This is a genomic window from Kitasatospora sp. NPDC048540 (assembly GCF_040651175.1).
GTDB lineage: Bacteria > Actinomycetota > Actinomycetes > Streptomycetales > Streptomycetaceae > Kitasatospora.
On record NZ_JBEZIR010000103.1, the window covers coordinates 13544 to 31578 of the forward strand.

The window sequence follows — 18035 nt, forward strand, 5'->3', positions numbered from 1 at the left end:
ACCTCCGAGGCGTTCCACAGCGCCTCCGGTTGCCCACCGACCGTCGGTCCAGCGGCCCGCGACCACTCCTGAGGTATCGTCAGATTGGAACGGGTGGTGCGCGACTTGTGGAGGAGTGGCGCGCCACCCGTTCACGGGTTCCGTGTCCGGCGTTCATGCCGCGGCATCCGTTCATCCCCCCGGGGTCGAGACGGTCTCTTCCGGCCACTGAGCGCTTCGGAAGGCGACACCGGGCATGGGACAGCCGCGATTCCTCCTTGTCAGCAGACCCGTGCACCCGCACGGGGTGCGTACGGGTGACGCCGTGGTGTGGCGCCTGCTCGGTGCCAACAACCGGCACCTCGGGCAGAGCGAGGAGACCTTCCGGGACGCCGACGCGTGCCTGGCCTCGATCGCCCGGCTGCAGCAGCGGGTGGACCGGCTCCGGGCCACCATCGGCACCGTCGAGCACGGCCAGCTCTGGCGCTGGCGACTGGAGTTCGAGAACGTCCCGGTGGCCTGCTCGACCCGGGCGTTCCGCCGCCAGCGCGAGTGCCAGTACAACCTCGGGCTGTTCCTGGCCGGTGTGCTCAGCGCCGCGGCCGGCGGCCCGCAGCAGGCCAGGCCACTGGCCCTGCCGGCCCGGTCCGTCCCGCAGCCGCGCGGCGCCCTGCGGAGCCTGGTGTGAGCGCGCCCGCCGGCACCGCCGCCGAACCGGCCGGGGCGGCCGCCGCCCGCCCGCTGACCGTCAACCCGGGCCTGGCCGACCGGGTGTTCCTGCTCTGGGCACGCGGCAGCGGAGCCCTGGTCCTGCTGGTGATGCTGGCCGTCGGCGGCTACCTCGCCGTCCGCGCGGTCCAGGCACTGCGGGTGGCCGGCTGGTCCTTCCTCACCACCACGGACTGGAACCCGGACGCCGGCCACGGACACTTCGGCATCGCCGCGGTGCTGATCGGCACCGTACTGATCGGCGGGATCGCGGTGGTCCTGGCGATGCCGCTGGCGCTCGGCTGCGCGCTGTACATCAGCGAGTACGCGCCGCGGCGCGCCAAGCGGCTGCTGATCGGCCTGGTCGACCTGATGGCCGCGGTGCCCAGCGTGGTCTACGGCGTCTGGGGCTTCGTCCTGCTCCAGTACCAACTCGCCGGGGTGGCCCGCTGGCTGGCGACCTACGTCGGCTGGTTCCCGCTGTTCCGCACCCGCGGGATCGACCTCGACGACCCGCTCAACCCGCCGGTCATCTTCACCGCCTCCAGCCTGATGGCCGGCATCGTGGTCGCCTTCATGATTACGCCGATCATGTGCTCGATCATGCGGGAGGTCTTCGACCAGGCACCGGCCGGCGAGCGCGAGGGCGCGTACGCGCTGGGCTCCACCCGCTGGGGCATGATCCGCTCGGTGGTGCTGCCCTTCGGCCGCGGCGGCATCATCGGCGGCACCATGCTCGGCCTCGGGCGGGCGCTCGGCGAGACCATCTCGGTCTACCTGATCCTCTCCATGCAGTTCGAGATCCAGCCGCACATCCTGCAGACCGGCGGCAGCGCGGTCGCCCCGATGATCGCGCTGCGCTACGGGGACTCCTCGCCGTTCGCCATCTCCGCCCTGATGGCGGCCGGCCTCGCGCTCTTCCTGCTCACCCTGGTCGTCAACTTCGCCGCGGCCGCGGTGGTGGCGCGCAGCCGTTCGGGAGCCAGCTCATGACCACCACCGCGCCCACCACCACCGCCGCGCCCACCACCACCGCCGGGCCCACCACCACCGTGGTGGCGGCGCCCGCCGCCGGGAGCGACCCGCCCCGGCGCCGCACCGGGGGCCGCCGCGGAGCAGACACCTGGGCGCTGTGGTCCAGCCTGGCCGGCGCCCTCGCGGTCACCGCGCTGCTGTTCCACTGGATCGCCCCGCTCAGTGGCGTGATCGGGTTCGCGGTCTGCGCCTGGCTCTGCTTCCTCGGCCTGTACGCGCTGGTCTCCCGCGACGAGGGCCGGATGGCGGTCCGCGACCGGCTGGCCGCGGTCGTCGTGCAGAGCATCGCGCTGCTGCTGCTCGGCGTGCTGGTGTGGACGGTGAGCTACGTCTTCTGGCACGGCCGGACCGCGCTGGCGCACCCCAACTTCTTCACCCAGGACCTCTCCGCCGCCGGGCCCGCCGACCCGCTGGACAAGGGCGGGGCGCTGCACGCCATCGTCGGCACCCTCACCCAGATCGCCATCGGACTGAGCATCACCATCCCGCTCGGCATCAGCTGCGCGGTCTTCCTCGGCGAGGTGCCGGGCCGGTTCAGCCGGCTGGTGCGGACCCTGGTCGAGGCGATGACCGCGCTGCCGTCCATCCTGGCCGGGCTGTTCGTCTACGCGGTGCTGGTGATCGGCCTCGGGCAGAGCAGGTCCGGCTTCGCAGCCAGCGTCGCGCTGTCGGTGATGATGCTGCCGATCCTGATCCGCGCCTCCGACGTGGTGCTCCGGCTGGTGCCGGCCTCGCTGAAGGAGGCCTCGTACGCGCTCGGGGCCAGCCGCTGGCGGACCGTCTGGACGGTCACCCTGCCGAGCGCCCGCTCGGGCCTGGCCACCGCGGTGATCCTGGCGGCCGCCCGCGGCATCGGCGAGACCTCACCGGTCCTGCTCTGCTCCGGTTACACCAAGCTGCTCAACTTCGACCCGTTCTCCAGCCCGCAGGCCTCGCTGCCGCTGATGGCCTTCACGCTGGTGAAGTTCCCCTCCGAACTGCACGTCGCCCGGGCCTTCGGCGCCGCGGCGGTGCTGCTCGCCCTGGTGCTGGCGCTGTTCCTGCTGGCCCGTGCGGTCGGCGGGCGCGGACCGGGCGAGCTGACCCGGCGCCAGCAGGAACGCCGGATGCTGCGCTCCGCGGACGACGTCCGCCGGATGCAGCGGCCCACTGCCGCCCCCGGACACCATCCGGCCCAGCCCCAGGCCCAGGCCGGGGCGCAGGCCGAGAACCAGAACCAGCGTCAGAACCGAACCGCCCGGAAGGTCCCCGTGCTGCGCCGAGCGCTCTCCCGCACCCTCACCCTGCTCGCCGCGCTGGCGGTGTTCGGATCCGCGCTGGCCCTCGGCGCGCCCGGCGCCCGGGCCGACGACTACCGCCGGATCGGCGGCGCCGGCTCGACCTGGAGCTTCAACGCGGTCGACCAGTGGATCAGCAACGTCAAGCAGTACGGCATGACCATCGACTTCGACCCGGGCGGCTCCACCTTCGGCCGCAACCAGTTCAAGAACGGCAGCACCGACTTCGCCGTCACCGAGATCCCGTACAACCTCACCGACCAGGGGCAGGTCGACGCGCCCCCGCCCTGGCCGATCGCCTACCTGCCGATCGTGGCCGGCGGTACCTCGTTCATGTACAACCTGAAGATCGGCGGCAACCGGGTCACCAACCTGCGGCTGTCCGGCGAGACCGTGGCCAAGCTCTTCACCGGCCAGATCACCAAGTGGAACGACCCCGCCGTGCAGGCCGAGAACCCCAGCCTGCGGCTGCCGGAGACGCCGGTGCGCCCGGTGGTCCGCTCGGACGGCTCCGGCACCACCGCCCAGCTCACCTCCTGGTTCGCCAAGAAGTACAAGTCGATCTGGGACGACTACTGCGTGAAGACGCCGCGCAAGGCGCCCTGCGCGATGACCTCCTGGTTCCCCCGGCTGGAGGGTTCCAGCTGGCCCGCGCTCGGCAGCTCCGACGCGGTCTCCAAGACCGTCGCCAACGACCGCAACGACGGCACCATCACCTACGTCGAGTACTCCTACGCGCTCAACAGCCACTTCCCGGTGGTCAAACTGCTCAACTCGGCGGGCTACTACGTGGAGCCGGCCGGCAAGAACGTCTCGGTCGCGCTCAAGCACGTCCAGATCAACCCCGGCGACCTCACCCAGCAGCTCGACGGCGTGTACGACGCCCCCGAGCCGGCCGCCTACCCGCTGTCCAGCTACAGCTACATGGTGGTGCACACCACCGAGCTCAGGGACAGCTTCACCAAGGACAAGGGCCGCACCCTCGGCGCGTTCGGCTACTACTTCCTGTGCGACGGCCAGCAGCAGGCCGACGGCGGCGGCTACTCCCCGCTCACCCAGGACCTGGTGAAGTCCGGCTTCGAACAGCTCGCCAAGATCCCGGGCAGCGAGGGCCGCGCCTTCGACGCCGCGAAGTGCAACAACCCGACCTTCGGCAAGAACGGCGCCAACCCGTACGCCGACAGCGCCGACCAGCCCAAGGACTGCGACAAGAAGGGCTCCGCCGCCCAGTGCGCCACCGGCACCGGCGGCAACAAGACCGTCACCCCGGTCAGCAAGGGCGGTGCGGGCGCCGCCGGCGCCGACCCCGGCAAGGCCGGGACCGGGACCGGTGCCCCCACCGGCGCAGCGGCCGCCGCCTCCGGTGGCGGCTCCGGGGCCCCCACCGGCGCGGACACCGCGGCCGGGGACCAGAGCGGCGACGGCGCGGCAGGCGGTGACGGCGGTGGCGGTGGCGGACAGCGCTACACCGCCGACGCGGTGGCGCTGTCCGGCGTCGCCGGAACCGGGCTGCGGCACACCCTGATGGTGCTGGCCGGCCTGCTGCTCGGCGCGGTGATCGTGCTCCCGCCGGTGATCGCCGGCCGCTCGGCCCGCCGCGCCGCCGCCGACGGCTCCGAGGGGGAGAGATGACCGCCGGATCCCGGACCGCGCTGCGGGCGCTGCGCACCGCGGCCGTCCTCACCCTGGTCCTCGCCACCGCGGCCGGCGCCGCGCTCTCCGTCGACCCCGGCCCGCCGCCCGCCGCGGTGGCGGCCGGCGCCGCGGCCACCCCGCAGATCCCGGTGGACCCGATGGGCGCACCGGTCGGCATCGACCAGGCGCCCGCCGCGGCCCCGGCCGCCCCGGCCGCCGCCGGGAGCTCCCCGGCCGGCACCGCTGCCGCCGGCACACCGGCGGCCCGGGCCGCAGCCTCCGCGGCCGCGGCGCCCGCCGACGGCGCGACGGTGACCGGGACCGGCGAGTTCGCCGGACTCCAGGTGACGGTCAGCCAGACCACCCACCTGGTCAACCAGGTGGTCTCGGTCACCTGGCAGGGCGGCCGGCAGACCCAGCCCAGCCCGCTGGTCTTCGGCCAGAACTACCTGACCCTGATGCAGTGCTGGGGCGACGCGGACACCGGCCCGGACCGCGAGCAGTGCCAGTACGGCGCCACCAAGGGCGACAACCGCGGCGGCGACTTCGTGCCGAGCCGCCAGCTCAACCCCGGGCGCGTCCTGGTCGACCCCGCCGAACCGCTCAAGCCCGCCGGGCCCGGCCTGAACGTCTACGCGCCGTTCCGTCCGGTCACCGGGGACCCCGCCGAGACCGGCGGCAGCAGCCAGTTCTACAACATCCAGTCCACCAACGAGGTGCCCTTCGCACCGACCCGCTCCGACGGCACCGGACAGGTCTACTTCGAGGTCCAGACCGGCGCCGAGGCACCCGGCCTCGGCTGCGGCAACACCCCCAAGGACCAGCCGGGGCCCTTCACCGAGGGCCGCCGCTGCTGGCTGGTGATCGTCCCGCGCGGCTCCACCGAGGTGGACGGCTCCGCGCTGGCCGGCCCGTCCGCCCGGCTGCAGTCCTCACCGCTGTCGGCCACCAACTGGAGCCACCGGCTGGTCGTGCCGCTCAGGTTCGAGCCGGTCGGACTGTCCTGCCCGCTGGGCAGCCCCGAACTGCCCACGGTAGGAACCGAGTTCGCGGCCGAGATGATCTGGCGCTGGCAGCCGGCGGTCTGCCGGCAGGCCGGCCGGATCTTCAACTTCGGCCAGGCCACCGACGACCTGGCCCGGCTCCGGCTGACCCGCGGCAACCCGGGCCTGGTCTTCGTCGGCGCACCGCTGGCCCCCGCCGACCAGGCCGACGGCCGCACCCCCGTGTACGCCCCGCTCGGCCTCTCCGGCCTGGTACTGGCCTTCGACATCGAGAGCCAGTCCAACTCGCTGACCCCGCCCGACCGCGCCAAGCAGGACGGCCAGCGGATCCAGGAGATGAACCTCACCCCCCGGCTGATCGCCAAGCTGCTCACCCAGAGCTACCGCTACGCGGTCAACCCCGGAGACCCCCACGTCCCGCCGGGCAACCCCCGCGACCTGGTCACCGACCCGGAGTTCCTGCAGATCAACCCGCAGTTCGCGGGGCTCTCGTTCCCGATCGGGATCGCCGACCTGCTGGTGCCCTCCGCCGACGGCGACCTCACCCGGACGGTCTGGCAGTGGCTGCTCGCCGACCCGGACGCCAAGGCCTTCCTGGACGGTACGCCCGACCCGGTCTGGCACCACTCGATCAACACCGCCTACCTCGGCGACGGCCGGCCCGAACTGCCCCGCTCCGGCTACGCCAAGGCCGACGACTACTGCAAGAAGTTCGACAAGGAGGACGAGCGGCCCGACTGGTGCAACTTCGACGGCCACCCCTACGGCGGCAGCATGCGCGACGCCGCCCGGGCCGCCGCCCGCGGCGACACCCTCGCCCGCACCGAGTGGGACCCCTCCAGCCTCCCGCCGTCGCTCAAGAAGGCCGTCCCGCAGCCGCAGGGGCTGCGCGGGGTGCTCGCCCTCACCACCACCGCCCAGGCCGCCCGCTACGGCCTGTCCACCGCCAAACTGCGCAACGCCGCAGGGGAGTTCACCGCCGCCACCGACTCCACCCTGCTCGCCGCGGCGGCCGCCGCCACCGACGGCGGCGCCCCGGGGGTGCAGGTGGTCGACCCGGCGGTGAAGACCCCCGGCGGCTACCCGCTCACCGCCATCACCTACGCCGCCACCGTGCCGTCCGCACTCACGGCCGGCGACGGCAAGGCCTACGCCGACCTGCTGCGCTACGCCGTCGGCCCGGGCCAGCAGCCCGGCATCGCGATCGGTGAACTACCGGCCGGATACGTCCAGTTGCCCGCCGCCATGCGGGCCAGGACACTGGCCGTCGCGCAGCGCATCGAGGGCAGCGCCGGCAAGCCCGAGACCGCCGCCGAGGAGCCGGCCGACGGGCCCGCGCCCGCCGCACCGACCCGCCGGCCCGCCACCGCCGACCGCCCGGAGCCCCCCGCGCCCGCACCCGAGACCCCCGCGCCCGCCCACACCGTCGTCACGCTCGCGCCGACGGTCGCCGCCGCCCCGGCGGGCCGCACCGCCCGCACCGACGTCGGGTCGCTGCGCTACCTGCTGCTCGGCGTCCTGGTGGCGGGCCTGCTGGCCGGCGCCGGCGGGATCTTCGTGCCCAGGCTGCTGCGCCGACGCCGCCCCTGAACCACCGCAGCCTTCTCGTTCCTTCCGCCGCTCCACCACCGCCCGCGCTCCACCACCGCCCGCGCGCCGCACCGCCGTGCGCCGGGACCGGAGGCGAACCCGAGCCACCCGGCCGACGGGCCCATCGGCCGTGCCCGGAAACACCCGCTCCACCAGCTCCACGCGCTCCACCCGCCTTCGCACCACTCGCTCCCGCCAACTCTCCAAGGGGAACCGACCAGATGAAGCTCATCGACAAGCGCCAGCTCGCCAAGTGCGTCACCGTCGCGGCCGGCCTCGGCCTGCTGGTGGCCGGCACCGGTACCGCCCAGGCCGACCCGGGCGCCGTCCGCCCGTTGTCCGGCGTCGGCTCGGACACCACCCAGGGCGTGATGAACGCGCTCGCCAACGTCGTCACCGTGAACGGCCAGAAGGTCATCGGCTCGTACGACGCCGTCGGCTCGGCCACCATCAACACCAAGGCCGCCGCGGCCTGCCAGAACCTGGCCCGCCCGAACGGCTCCGGCGCGGGCCGCACCGCCCTGCTGAACGAGCTCAACAAGGGCAACGGCTGCCTGGACTTCTCCCGCTCCTCCAGCCTCAACCTGGCCGCCGCCACCCCGGGCCTGACCTACGTCCCGTTCGCGGTGGACGGCGTCACCTACGCCGTCAGCGCGGGCAGCTCGGTGCCGCTCGACCTGAGCGTCGCCGACCTGCACGCCATCTACACCTGCGACCCCGGCTACGTCGGCACCGCCCCGAACTACTCGATCCGCCCGCTGCTGCCGCAGGCCGGCTCCGGCACCCGCAGCTTCTGGGAGTCCACCGTCGGCATCGCCGACGGCGACGTCCAGGCCGGCCGCTACCCCTGCATCGCCGACACCAAGGGTGGCAAGAAGATCGAGGAGCACGACGGCCGCGTGCTGGACACCACCTCGCTGGTGCCGTTCTCGATCGCCCAGTACATCGCGCAGAGCTCCGGCACCCTTGCCGACATCCGCGGCACCGCCCAGCTCGGCAACGTCAACGGCGTCCCCTCGGTGCTGCTCAACACCAGCGCCGCCGCCGTCCGCGACGTCTACAACGTCATCCCGACCAGCAAGGTCGGCGTCAGCCCGTGGAGCGACGCCTTCGTCGGCGCGAACTCCGGCATCTGCCAGCAGTCCGCCGTGATCAAGCAGTACGGCTTCGGCGTCAACGCCAACTGCGGTGACACCTCGCGCACCACCGGCTGACCCGCACCACCGCCCGTCGCTCCACCGCACGCGCTGCACCCGCTCCACCTGACACCGCTCCACCTGACCCTGCATCACCGATCAGTGCCAGAAAGGCGATCATCACAGTGAGCACCTACCGCATCCCGCGGGCCGTCGCGCTCGGCGCGGCCACCGTCCTGGCCGCGGGCAGCATCACCCTGCTCGGCTCCGCCGCCGCGTACGCCGACACCGTGCCGGTCATCGGCACCCTGAGCGTCAACCCGGCCACCGGCGCCGACGACGAGCTGATGAACGTGGTCTCCTCCGGTTCCTGCAACGGCGGCACCAACCTCCAGCTGCTGGTCTTCGGCCGGGGCTTCCCCACCGACGGCTACGGCGTCACCCCCAACGTGGCGCAGTCGGTCTACTCCCCGGACGCCCAGGGCCGGCTGTCGGTGCCGCTCAGCGACACCATGCGCAGCTTCGCGCAGAAGAACGGCTTCAGCACGCTGTCCGGCCAGTACGAGTTCCACCTGCGCTGCCGCGCCAAGATCGGCGCCACCTACTTCGGTGACTTCGTCGGCTCGGTCTGGTTCACCAGCCCCACCGCCTACACCTCCACCGACCCGAACGCCCCGGTCGCGCAGGCCACCACCACCACGCTCTCGGTCACCCCGACCGGTTCGGCCACCGTCGGCAGTGACGTCACCCTGACCGCCGCGGTCTCCCCGACCGCCGCCGGCACCGTGCAGTTCTTCGACGGCGCCACCGCCGTCGGCGCGCCTGCCACCGTCGCGGCGGGCCAGGCCACGGCCACCGTGAACACCCTCGCCGAGGGCGCGCACACCCTCAAGGCGGTCTTCACCTCGACCGACAGCCACTTCCTCGGCTCCACCTCCGCCAACGTCTCCTACACCATCAGCCCCAAGGGTGCGCAGGCCACCACCACGGGCCTGGTCGTCTCCCCGGCCGGCTCCGCGGCCAAGGGTGCCTCGGTCAAGCTGAGCGCGTCGGTGGCCCCGGCCGCCGCCGGCACCGTCGAGTTCAAGGACAACGGCACCGTGATCGGCTCGCAGCCGGTCGCCGCCGGCGCCGCCGAGTTCAGCACCACCGCGCTGGCCGAGGGCGACCACCAGCTCACCGCCGCCTTCACCCCGGCCGACGCGACCCAGTACGCCGCCTCGGCCTCGGCCGCGGTGCCGTTCACCGTCACCCCGCAGGTCACCCCGCCGAACCCGGGCGGCCCGACCCCGCCCGCCCCGGTCTCCGAGACCATCACCACCACCGTCGCCCCCGGCGCCCTGGTGATCAGCGTGGCCGGCGCCAACGTCACCCTGCCGCCGCTCACCCTGAACAACGACTCCACCCGTTTCGCCACCGCCGGCCCGATCCAGACCGTCACCGTCACCGACACCCGGGCCGGCGCGCCCGGCTGGTCGGTCAGCGGCCAGGTCGCCCAGTTCAGCTCGGGCACGGGCAGCATCAACGCGCAGAACCTCGGCTGGGCCCCGAACCTGGTCTCCAAGGGCGACGGCCTCAAGGTCACCCTGGGCGGTCAGGTCGCCCCGGCCAACGCCGTCGAGGTGAACGACGGCGGTGCGCTCGGCCTGAAGTCCTCCCGGACCCTCGCCACCGCGACCGGTCTCGGCACCGCCAAGGTCGGCGCCGACCTCACCCTGCTCGCCCCCACCTCCACGGTGGCCGGCACCTACCAGGGCGTGCTCACCCTGACCGCGATCTGACGGCTCCCCTTCACCCGGGATCGGCCCCGACGCAACCCGGCGGTCGGACCACCCTGGCCTGATGGCGGTGCACCACCGGCACCACCGGTGCACCGCCGCACGGCCGGAGCGGTCCGACCGCCCCACCCACCCGCACCTGCTCCCTAGGATGACGACGCCGATGCGCCGATGGCTCCTGGCCCTAGTCCCCGCCCTGCTGCTCCTGCTGCTCCTGCTGCCGGGCACGACCGCGTACGGTGCCCAGCAGCTGGCGCCCGCCGAAGGCCCGCAGGCGCAGACCTTCGGCATCCAGCCGTCCGGTGCCGACCAGCCGGACGACCGCGGCGCCTTCTCCTACGCCGCCACCCCCGGCGCGGTGGTCAAGGACCACGTCGCGGTCTGGAACTACGGCGACCAGCCGCTCACCCTGCGGCTCTACCCGGCCGACGCGTTCAACACCGACGCCGGCGGCTACGACGTGCTGCCCGAGGGCAAGCCCTCCACCCAGGCCGGGACCTGGCTGAAGGCCGCCGCCGACGCGCTGACGGTGCCCGCCCGCAGCCGCCAGATCGTCCCGTTCACCCTCGCCGTCCCCGCCGACGCCACCCCCGGCGACCACCCCGCGGGCATCGTGGCCGCGCTGCGCCAGGAGAGCAAGGACGCCCAGGGCAACGCCGTCACCGTCGACCAGCGGGTCGGCGCCCGGGTCAACATCCGGGTCTCCGGGACGCTGCGGGCCGAACTCACCGTCGAGTCCGCCCGGGTGGTCCACCACCCCAGCCTCAACCCGCTCGACACCGGCCGCACCACCGTCAGCTACACCGTCCGCAACAGCGGCAACGTCCGGCTCGGCGGCAAGCAGGCCGTCCGGGTCACCAATCTGCTCGGTTCGGTCGCCACCGGGCAGGCCCCCGCCGACCTCCAGGAACTGCTGCCCGGCAACGCCGTCTCGTACCGGGTCGACGTCTCCGGCGCCTACCCGGCCTTCCTCGGCACCGCCGGCATCACCATCGACCCGCTGCCGATCGGCGGCGACCGCGACCCCGGCCTGACCAGCACCGTCCACAAGCAGCGCTACGCCGACATCCCGTGGGCCCTGCTGGCGGTGCTGCTGCCGCTCGCGCTCGGCGGCACCTGGTGGTGGCGCGGCCGGCGCCGCCGCGCCCGGCTCGCCGCGGCCCGGCCGGTGGCGCGGCCCGCGGCCGCTCCCGTCGGGGCCGCCCTGCTGCTGCTCGCGCTGCTGACGGCGGCCCAGTTCGCCGGCGCCCCGCACGCCGCGGCGGCCGACACCGGCACCATCGCCTTCGACTACCCGGCGGGCCACGACGACGACGCCATCGACCTGCTCACCTCCGGCCCCTGCCCGGACCCGGCCGCCGACTACCTGAGCATGCGGATCACCGGCGAGGGCTTCCCTCCCGAGGGCGCCCCGCTGGCGGGCACCGTCGCCGCCACCGCGTACCGGCAGGCCGCGGGCGGCGGGTACGTGCTGCCGCTCAGCAACACCCTGCGGGTGGTCGCCAACCGGAGCGGCGCGGGCGCCCTGCACGGCGCGTACACCATCACCGCGGTCTGCCGGGCCAAGGTCAACCCGGCGCCGCTGCGCGAGTTCAGCGGCGTCCTGACCTTCACCACCCCGACCACCTGGCAGACCGCCGCGGTCGCCCCCGAGGGCGTGATCCACGAGGCCCCGCTCGACCCGGCCAAGGCCGCGCCCGCCCCGGGCACTGCGAGCACCCCGGCCCGCGGCGGCGAGCAGACCGCCGCCCAGCAGCGCGCGTCCGGCCTGGGCGCCGGTTCCTGGGCCGCGATCGTCGGCGGCCTGCTGCTGATCGGCTGGGTGGCCGTGCCGCCGCTGCGCCGCCGCCTCACCCGCGGGGCCGCCCCGAAGGGCGCACCGGCCGAGGCCGCCGAGCAGCCCGAGCCTGCCGAGCAGCCCGTGCCCGCCGAGGCCGCCGAGACCGACCCCGCCGAGGCAGTGCCCGCCGCGCAGGGGAGCGCCGAATGACCACCGCCGTCGCCCCGCCGCCGCCCGGCCCGCCCGTTCCTCCGCCGGACCCGTATGCGCCGCCCGCCCTGGTGCCCGCGCCGGCCCGCCCGGCCCGGCCCCGGCTGCTGCCCGACCGGCCGCAACTGATCGGCGCCGCGCTGGCCATCGCCGCCGTGCTGCTGCTCGGCCTGCTGATGGACCTCGGACCGCTCGGCGGCCTGCGCCACCTGCGCGACCACGAGACCGGCTACGCCGACCTGCGCGCCACCCTGGCGGCCGGCACCACCCCGATCGGGCAGCTCGACAAGGACGGCCGGCCGGTCATCCCCGGCACCCCGGTCGCGCTGCTGGAGATCCCGCAGCTCGGCCTGCGCGAGGTCATCCGGGAGGGCACCGCCGGGGGAGTGCTGGAGTCCGGCCCGGGCCACCGCCGCGACACCCCGATGCCCGGTCAGGCCGGTACCAGCGTCGTGCTCGGGCGGCAGGCGGGCTTCGGCGGCCCGTTCGGTGTGCTGGGCAGCCTGCGGGCGGGCGAGACCTTCCGGGTCACCACCGGTCAGGGCGCCCACGACTACCGGGTGGTCGCCGTCCGCCGGGCCGGCGACCCGGTCCCGGCGCCGGTCAAGGCCGGCTGGTCCCGGCTGCAGCTGGTCACCGGCGACGGCCCGCTCTACGCCCCGTCCGGGACGCTGCTGGTCGACGCCGACCTGCTGGACGACCCCGCCACCGAGGACGACGTCCGGCCGGCCAACCCGCGCCCGCTCACCACCGACGCGCTGCCCGCCGCCGAACGCGCCATGGGCACCGACGGCGGCGCCTGGATCCCGCTGGTGCTCTGGGGCGAGGCGCTGCTGCTGGCGGCCGTCGCGCTGGCGCTGGCCTGGGTCCGCCTGGGGCGGCTGCAGGCCTGGATCGTCGGTGTGCCCGTGCTGGCCGTGCTCGGCCTCTCGGTCGCCGACCAGGTCGCCCAGCTGCTCCCCAACCTGATCTGATGGGCCGTCACAACCCTAGGAGAGCTGGATGACCAGCGTCGAGCCGGCCGTCGTGGACACGGCCGTCCTGCCCGCCCCCGTGAGCCCGGCCGGCACCCTGGACGCCCGCGCCGTCTCCGCCTGGTTCGGCCCGCGCAAGGTGCTGGAGCAGGTGTCGCTGACCATGCCCGCGGGCGCGGTCACCGCCCTGATCGGGCCCTCCGGCTGCGGGAAGTCGACCTTCCTGCGGATCCTCAACCGGATGCACGAGCTGATCCCCGGTGCGAGCCTGGCCGGTGAGGTCATGCTGGACGGCGGTGACATCTACGCGCCCGAGCGCCGGCTGACCGCCGCCCGCCGCGACATCGGCATGGTGTTCCAGAAGCCCAACCCCTTCCCGGCGATGTCGATCTACGACAACGTGGTGGCCGGGCTCAAGCTCACCGGCATCCGGGCCACCCGCGCGGAGAAGGACCACCTGGTCGAGGAGTGCCTCACCAAGGCGGGCCTGTGGCGCGAGGTCGCCGACCGGCTCCGGCAGCCCGGCGGGGCGCTGTCCGGCGGCCAGCAGCAGCGGCTGTGCATCGCCCGTTCGCTGGCGGTCCGGCCCAAGGTGCTGCTGATGGACGAGCCCTGCTCGGCCCTCGACCCGACCTCCACCCGCCGGATCGAGCAGACCATCCGCGAACTGGTGCACGAGGTCACCATCGTGATCGTCACCCACAACATGCAGCAGGCCCAGCGGGTCTCCGACCACTGCGCCTTCTTCCTGGCCGAACAGGGCACCCCCGGCGCGATCGTCGAGCACGGCCCGACCGGGGCGATGTTCGCCACCCCGCTCGACCAGCGGACCTCCGACTACGTAAACGGAAGGTTCGGCTAGCACTTGTGTCCGGGCCGTGATCGGGAGCCACATGACCTGACCATATGATCGGTCGGTGCACCGTGACCTCATCGATGACGTGCCCGTTCTGTGGGCGGATGCCCCGGGTCCGCTGACCGCAGCCCTGATCTTCGGCTGCGGCGCCCGGGACGAGACCTTCCGAACCCTTGGTGTGACCCACCTGGTCGAACACCTCGCCATGAGCACCCTGCCGCGGCTGCACCACGAGCACAACGCCCAGGTCGACCTGGAACTCACCCAGTTCACCGCCACCGGCCGCCCGGACCAGGTCGTCGCCTTCCTGGACCGGGTCTGCCGCGCCCTCGCCGACCTCCCGGTCGACCGGGCCGACCGGGAGAGCGGCGTGCTCGCCGCCGAGGACGGCTGCGCCGCCCACCCGACCGCCGGCGCGCTGCTCACCCACCGCTACGGCATCCAGGGACTCGGCCTCGCCCCCTTCAGCGGCCCGGGCCCGGACCGGATCCCGCTGGACGCCGTCCGGGACTGCGCCGCCCGCTACTTCCACGCCGGCAACGCCGTCCTCACCCTCACCGGCCCGCCGCCGCCAGGCCTGCGGCTGCCGCTGCCCGCCGGCGACCGCCCCGACCGCAGCGGCACCCAGCCGGTCCTGGTGACGGCCTCCTCCTGGCAGGAGGACACCGTGCCGGGGCCGGGCCTCGGAGTCCACGGCGACCTCGCCGACCAGGGCCTGCAGCTCGCCATGGCCGTCCTCCAGGAGCGGTTGCGCGAAGTCGCCCGGAACCAGCGCGGACTGTCCTACGACGTCTCCTGCGACCGCGCGCTCGCCGGACCGGACGGCGGCGACCGGATGATCCACCTGGACGCCCGCGACGGCGAGGAGCAGCAGGTCGCCGAACTGCTCTGGCAGCAGGCCGTGCTGCTGGCCGCCGAGGGCCCGTCCGCCGAGGAGGTGGCGGAGGAGGCCGAGGGCACCCGCGAGTTCTTCCTCGACCCCCGGACGGTGGCGCTGGAGCTGGAGTTCGCCGCCAACGCCGAACTGCTCGGCTGGAGCTACCGCAGTGTCGCGGACCGGCTCGACCTGCTCGACGAGGTGACCCCCGAGCAGGTCCGGGAGGCCTTCGCCCGGGCCATGGACAGCGCCCTGCTGGTGGTGCCGATCGGGACCCGGCCCGGGGCCCGGCGCGCCGACGGCACCGAGCTGCCCGAGGGCGGCTGCGCCGGGACCGCCGGACTCCCCGCGGGCGGGCGGACGTTCAGGGCTCCGCTGCGGGACAGGCTGACCGACGCGGGGGCCCGCAGGGCCCGGCTGGTGGTGACCGGCGAGGGGCTCTGGACGCGGATGCCGTCCGGGGGCGTCCACCACATCGCCTTCGCCGACGTGGTCGGCGTGGAGGTGCACACCCCCGGCCGGGTGGTCTTCGGCCGCAACCACTGCGTGATCCCGGTGATGCCCGAGCTGTTCGCCGGGATCGGCCCGGCGCTGACCGCCGTCGACGAGGCCGTCCCCGCGGAACTGCACTACCCGGCCTCCGCCTTCAAGAACGCCGACTGATCCGGCCGCCGGCCCGCCCCGGCCCGTCGGCCCACCCGCCGTACGGCCGCCCGTACCCGCCCCCGCACCCGGAGAGAACGACCCGTGCCCACCTACGCCCTGATCACCCGTGCCACCGAAGAGCAGGTGCTGACCGCCCTGCGCCCGTCGAAGCTGGGCGGCTACCTGCTGCCGGACGGCGAACGCGGCACCGGTGTGCTCTTCGACCCGCTCAGGCCCCGGTTCGGCAAGATCTCCTCCCGCCGGCTGGTCGGCCCGGCCTGGAACCTCGCCTGGGAGCTGAAGCAGCCGGTCTGGCTGCTGCGGGACAACGAGTGGGGGACCTGCGTGACACTGGTGCTGGGCAACGGGGACACCGAGGAACTCGGCTGGAGCGCGCACTGGACACCGCCCGCCGATCCGGCCGAGAACGCCGCCCAGCGCGAGTCCTGGGACCGCTACTGCGCCCGCCTGGCCGACCGCGCCGGGCTGCCGGATGCGGGGGCCGCGCTGGCCGCGATCCGCAACGACCCGGCCCCCGACGGCAGCCGGACCTCCGGAGCCGAACTGCTCGGCCGGCTCTGCGCCCTGGTCGGCGTCTCGGACGCGGTGGTCGGCCAGTCCCTGTACGAGCAGGCCGGGCCGCGGGGCCGGGAGGCGCGCCGGTTCGAGGCCCGCGGCCGCTGAGCCGGGCCGCCGCTACTCGCCCTCCCGCAGCACCAGGCTGACCAGCTCCTGCTGGGAGTCGGTCAGTTTGGGGTCGGCGCAGTACACCGTCCGGCCGTCCACGGTGATCTCGTAGTGGAAGCCGTCCGGCACGCCGTACGAGGGCGCGCGCAGGCCGCCGGCCACCGCCTCGCGCGCGAGGGCGTGGACGTGCGGTGCGTCGCGGCGCTCGCTGGTGTCCAGCTCCGCACGCTGGACGCGACCGGCGAGGCCGCCGGTCCGGGTCACCTGGATACGCATGGTCGTCAGTTTGCTACGGAGTGGGTCGTTTTGCCGAGTGTTTTCACAGACTCCGCGTGGGGCCGGTCCGCTCCCGGCCGGCCCGCGTGCGAAGGGTCCGGTGTTCAGCCGGTGGCGCTGATGCCGACCTGCGACCAGGCGGCGGTCACCGTGTCGGCGGCGGTCCGGTCGTAGCGGGCCAGCGCGGCGGCCGCCGTGGCGCGGGCGAAGTCGGCGAAGCCGGCGTCGTGGGCGAGGTGCCCGCCCGTGACGGTGTCGTACCAGACCTGGCCGGCCCGCTCCCAGGCCGGCCCGCCGAGCGCGGTGGCCAGCAGGTAGAAGGCGTGGTTGGGGATGCCGGAGTTGATGTGCACCCCGCCGTTGTCGTCGGCGGTGTCCACGTAGCCGTCCATGTGGGCGGGCTGCGGGTCCTTGCCGAGGCGCTCGTCGTCGTACGCGGTGCCCGGGTCCTTCATCGAGCGCAGCGCCACGCCGTGCACGCCGGGGGCGAGCAGTCCGGCGCCGATCAGCCAGTCGGCCCGGTCGCTGCTCTGGCCGAGGGCGTACTGCTTGACCAGGGAGCCGAAGACGTCGGAGAGCGACTCGTTGAGCGCGCCGCTCTGGCCCTGGTAGTCCAGCCCGGCGGTGTACTGGGTGACGCCGTGGGCGAGTTCGTGGCCGATCACGTCGAGGCAGCTGGTGAAGTCGACGAAGATCTCGCCGTCGCCGTCCCCGAACACCATCCGGCTGCCGTCCCAGAACGCGTTGTCGTAGTCCACCCCATAGTGCACGGTGGCGTCCAGCGGCAGCCAGGCGCCGTCGATCGAGTGCCGGCCGTAGACCTGCTCGAACAGCTCGAAGGTGGCGCCGAGCCCGTCGTAGGCGCGGTTGACGGTGGCGTCCGCGGTGGCCGGGCCGCCCTCGGCGCGGACCGTGCGGCCGGGCAGCCGGCGGCCGTGCCGGGCGTCGCCGATGGTGCGGGTGAGGTGGTGGGCCGGGGGCGGCGGGGGCAGGGCGGTGGCCAGCCGGCTCTCGCGGTGCAGGGTGTCCAGGGCGAGGGAGGTGCGGGCGGCCTCGTGGCCCTGCTCGGCGAGCCGGTCGAGGACGAAGGGCGGCACGATCGTGCAGCGGCGCGCGGCAGCAGTCATGTTGCCAAGAGTGACGCATCCATGACTTCTTGTCACCACCGCGCGCAGTGACCGGACGTCTCAAGGGGTGGAATCGTGGTGCGGTTCACTTCGTGCGCCCCGGGAGCTGGGTTACGCTGGGCTGCATCATGCGTTACGGGCTGCTTCTTCTTAGCTGCCGCGGCGAGGGCCTCTAGATCCAGAGAAGGCCGGCTCCCTCGCCGCGGGGACTGTGCTGTGCCCTTGCATCCGTCAGTGATGCTGTTCGATGCGGCGCAGCAGTCGGCCCGGTCGGGTGTCCACCGCCCCGACCCAGCCCGCAATCGACTTCGGAAGCCGAGAGTCCTCCATGACCGAGCAGTCCGCCATCGCCCGTGCCTTCAACGACCGCCCCACCCCGGTGACCGCGGCCACCGTGCTGCAGCAGCCGTCCGGGATGCCGTTCCACCGCTACGTACCGTTCGGCTCCGTCGACCTGCCGG

General features: G+C 74.1%; 13 protein-coding genes. 11 read left to right on the plus strand and 2 right to left on the minus strand.

Annotation, left to right across the window (positions count from 1 at the left end):
* Nucleotides 1-235: 235 nt before the first annotated feature.
* The 11 genes from AB0D08_RS30410 (at nt 236) to AB0D08_RS30460 (ending at nt 16168) form a co-directional block, all read left to right on the plus strand.
* On the plus strand, nt 236-667 hold the full coding sequence (locus AB0D08_RS30410; RefSeq protein ID WP_149038128.1) for a hypothetical protein: 432 nt from the start codon (nt 236-238) through the stop codon (nt 665-667).
* On the plus strand, nt 664-1680 hold the full coding sequence (gene pstC / locus AB0D08_RS30415) for a phosphate ABC transporter permease subunit PstC (protein ID WP_199520324.1): 1017 nt from the start codon (nt 664-666) through the stop codon (nt 1678-1680). The genes AB0D08_RS30410 and pstC overlap by 4 nt, the downstream gene beginning before the upstream one ends.
* Nucleotides 1677-4631, plus strand: a complete 2955-nt coding sequence (pstA, locus tag AB0D08_RS30420; RefSeq protein ID WP_359893399.1) for a phosphate ABC transporter permease PstA — start codon at nt 1677-1679, stop codon at nt 4629-4631. Before pstC ends, pstA begins: the two co-directional genes overlap by 4 nt.
* Entirely contained in the window at nt 4628-7228 is a 2601-nt protein-coding gene (locus AB0D08_RS30425) for a hypothetical protein (protein WP_359893401.1), read from the plus strand. The genes pstA and AB0D08_RS30425 overlap by 4 nt, the downstream gene beginning before the upstream one ends.
* 221 nt (nt 7229-7449) lie before the next feature.
* Nucleotides 7450-8442: a substrate-binding domain-containing protein gene (locus AB0D08_RS30430; RefSeq protein WP_359893402.1), complete on the plus strand. Its 993-nt coding sequence runs from the start codon at nt 7450-7452 to the stop codon at nt 8440-8442.
* A gap of 107 nt (nt 8443-8549) precedes the next feature.
* A complete protein-coding gene (locus AB0D08_RS30435) occupies nt 8550-10145 on the plus strand; it encodes an Ig-like domain-containing protein (RefSeq protein ID WP_359893404.1) in 1596 nt (531 codons plus the stop codon).
* Between the two features lie 160 nt (nt 10146-10305).
* Nucleotides 10306-12132, plus strand: coding sequence for a hypothetical protein (locus AB0D08_RS30440; RefSeq protein ID WP_359893406.1), 1827 nt, complete (start codon nt 10306-10308; stop codon nt 12130-12132).
* Nucleotides 12129-13106 carry a sortase gene (locus AB0D08_RS30445; protein ID WP_359893408.1) on the plus strand — a complete coding sequence of 326 codons (978 nt, stop codon included), beginning with the start codon at nt 12129-12131 and terminating at the stop codon, nt 13104-13106. Before AB0D08_RS30440 ends, AB0D08_RS30445 begins: the two co-directional genes overlap by 4 nt.
* A 28-nt stretch (nt 13107-13134) precedes the next feature.
* Entirely contained in the window at nt 13135-13968 is an 834-nt protein-coding gene (locus AB0D08_RS30450) for a phosphate ABC transporter ATP-binding protein (RefSeq protein ID WP_033821087.1), read from the plus strand.
* Between the two features lie 55 nt (nt 13969-14023).
* Nucleotides 14024-15502, plus strand: coding sequence for an insulinase family protein (locus tag AB0D08_RS30455; RefSeq protein WP_051812688.1), 1479 nt, complete (start codon nt 14024-14026; stop codon nt 15500-15502).
* Nucleotides 15503-15586: 84 nt separating this feature from the next.
* Complete coding sequence (locus AB0D08_RS30460; RefSeq protein ID WP_033821088.1) at nt 15587-16168, plus strand: hypothetical protein; 582 nt, start codon at nt 15587-15589, stop codon at nt 16166-16168.
* A 12-nt stretch (nt 16169-16180) separates the two neighbouring features.
* On the opposite strand, the gene AB0D08_RS30465 is transcribed toward AB0D08_RS30460, so the two are convergent.
* Together AB0D08_RS30465 and AB0D08_RS30470 are read right to left on the minus strand one after the other, a co-directional pair.
* Nucleotides 16181-16447 (minus strand): protealysin inhibitor emfourin, encoded by a 267-nt coding sequence (locus tag AB0D08_RS30465; protein ID WP_033821089.1) that lies wholly within the window; start codon nt 16445-16447, stop codon nt 16181-16183.
* A gap of 104 nt (nt 16448-16551) precedes the next feature.
* Nucleotides 16552-17574, minus strand: coding sequence for a M4 family metallopeptidase (locus tag AB0D08_RS30470; protein ID WP_033821090.1), 1023 nt, complete (start codon nt 17572-17574; stop codon nt 16552-16554).
* Nucleotides 17575-18035 lie beyond the last annotated feature (461 nt).

What these genes read in the sequence shown, in the direction of transcription:
- AB0D08_RS30410 (WP_149038128.1), top strand. Translation starts at nt 236, where the DNA reads ATGGGACAGCCGCGATTCCTCCTTGTCAGCAGACCCGTGCACCCGCAC.
- pstA (WP_359893399.1), top strand. Translation starts at nt 1,677, where the DNA reads ATGACCACCACCGCGCCCACCACCACCGCCGCGCCCACCACCACCGCC.
- AB0D08_RS30425 (WP_359893401.1), top strand. Translation starts at nt 4,628, where the DNA reads ATGACCGCCGGATCCCGGACCGCGCTGCGGGCGCTGCGCACCGCGGCC.
- AB0D08_RS30430 (WP_359893402.1), top strand. Translation starts at nt 7,450, where the DNA reads ATGAAGCTCATCGACAAGCGCCAGCTCGCCAAGTGCGTCACCGTCGCG.
- AB0D08_RS30440 (WP_359893406.1), top strand. Translation starts at nt 10,306, where the DNA reads ATGCGCCGATGGCTCCTGGCCCTAGTCCCCGCCCTGCTGCTCCTGCTG.
- AB0D08_RS30445 (WP_359893408.1), top strand. Translation starts at nt 12,129, where the DNA reads ATGACCACCGCCGTCGCCCCGCCGCCGCCCGGCCCGCCCGTTCCTCCG.
- AB0D08_RS30450 (WP_033821087.1), top strand. Translation starts at nt 13,135, where the DNA reads ATGACCAGCGTCGAGCCGGCCGTCGTGGACACGGCCGTCCTGCCCGCC.
- AB0D08_RS30465 (WP_033821089.1), bottom strand. Translation starts at nt 16,447, where the DNA reads ATGCGTATCCAGGTGACCCGGACCGGCGGCCTCGCCGGTCGCGTCCAG.
- AB0D08_RS30470 (WP_033821090.1), bottom strand. Translation starts at nt 17,574, where the DNA reads ATGACTGCTGCCGCGCGCCGCTGCACGATCGTGCCGCCCTTCGTCCTC.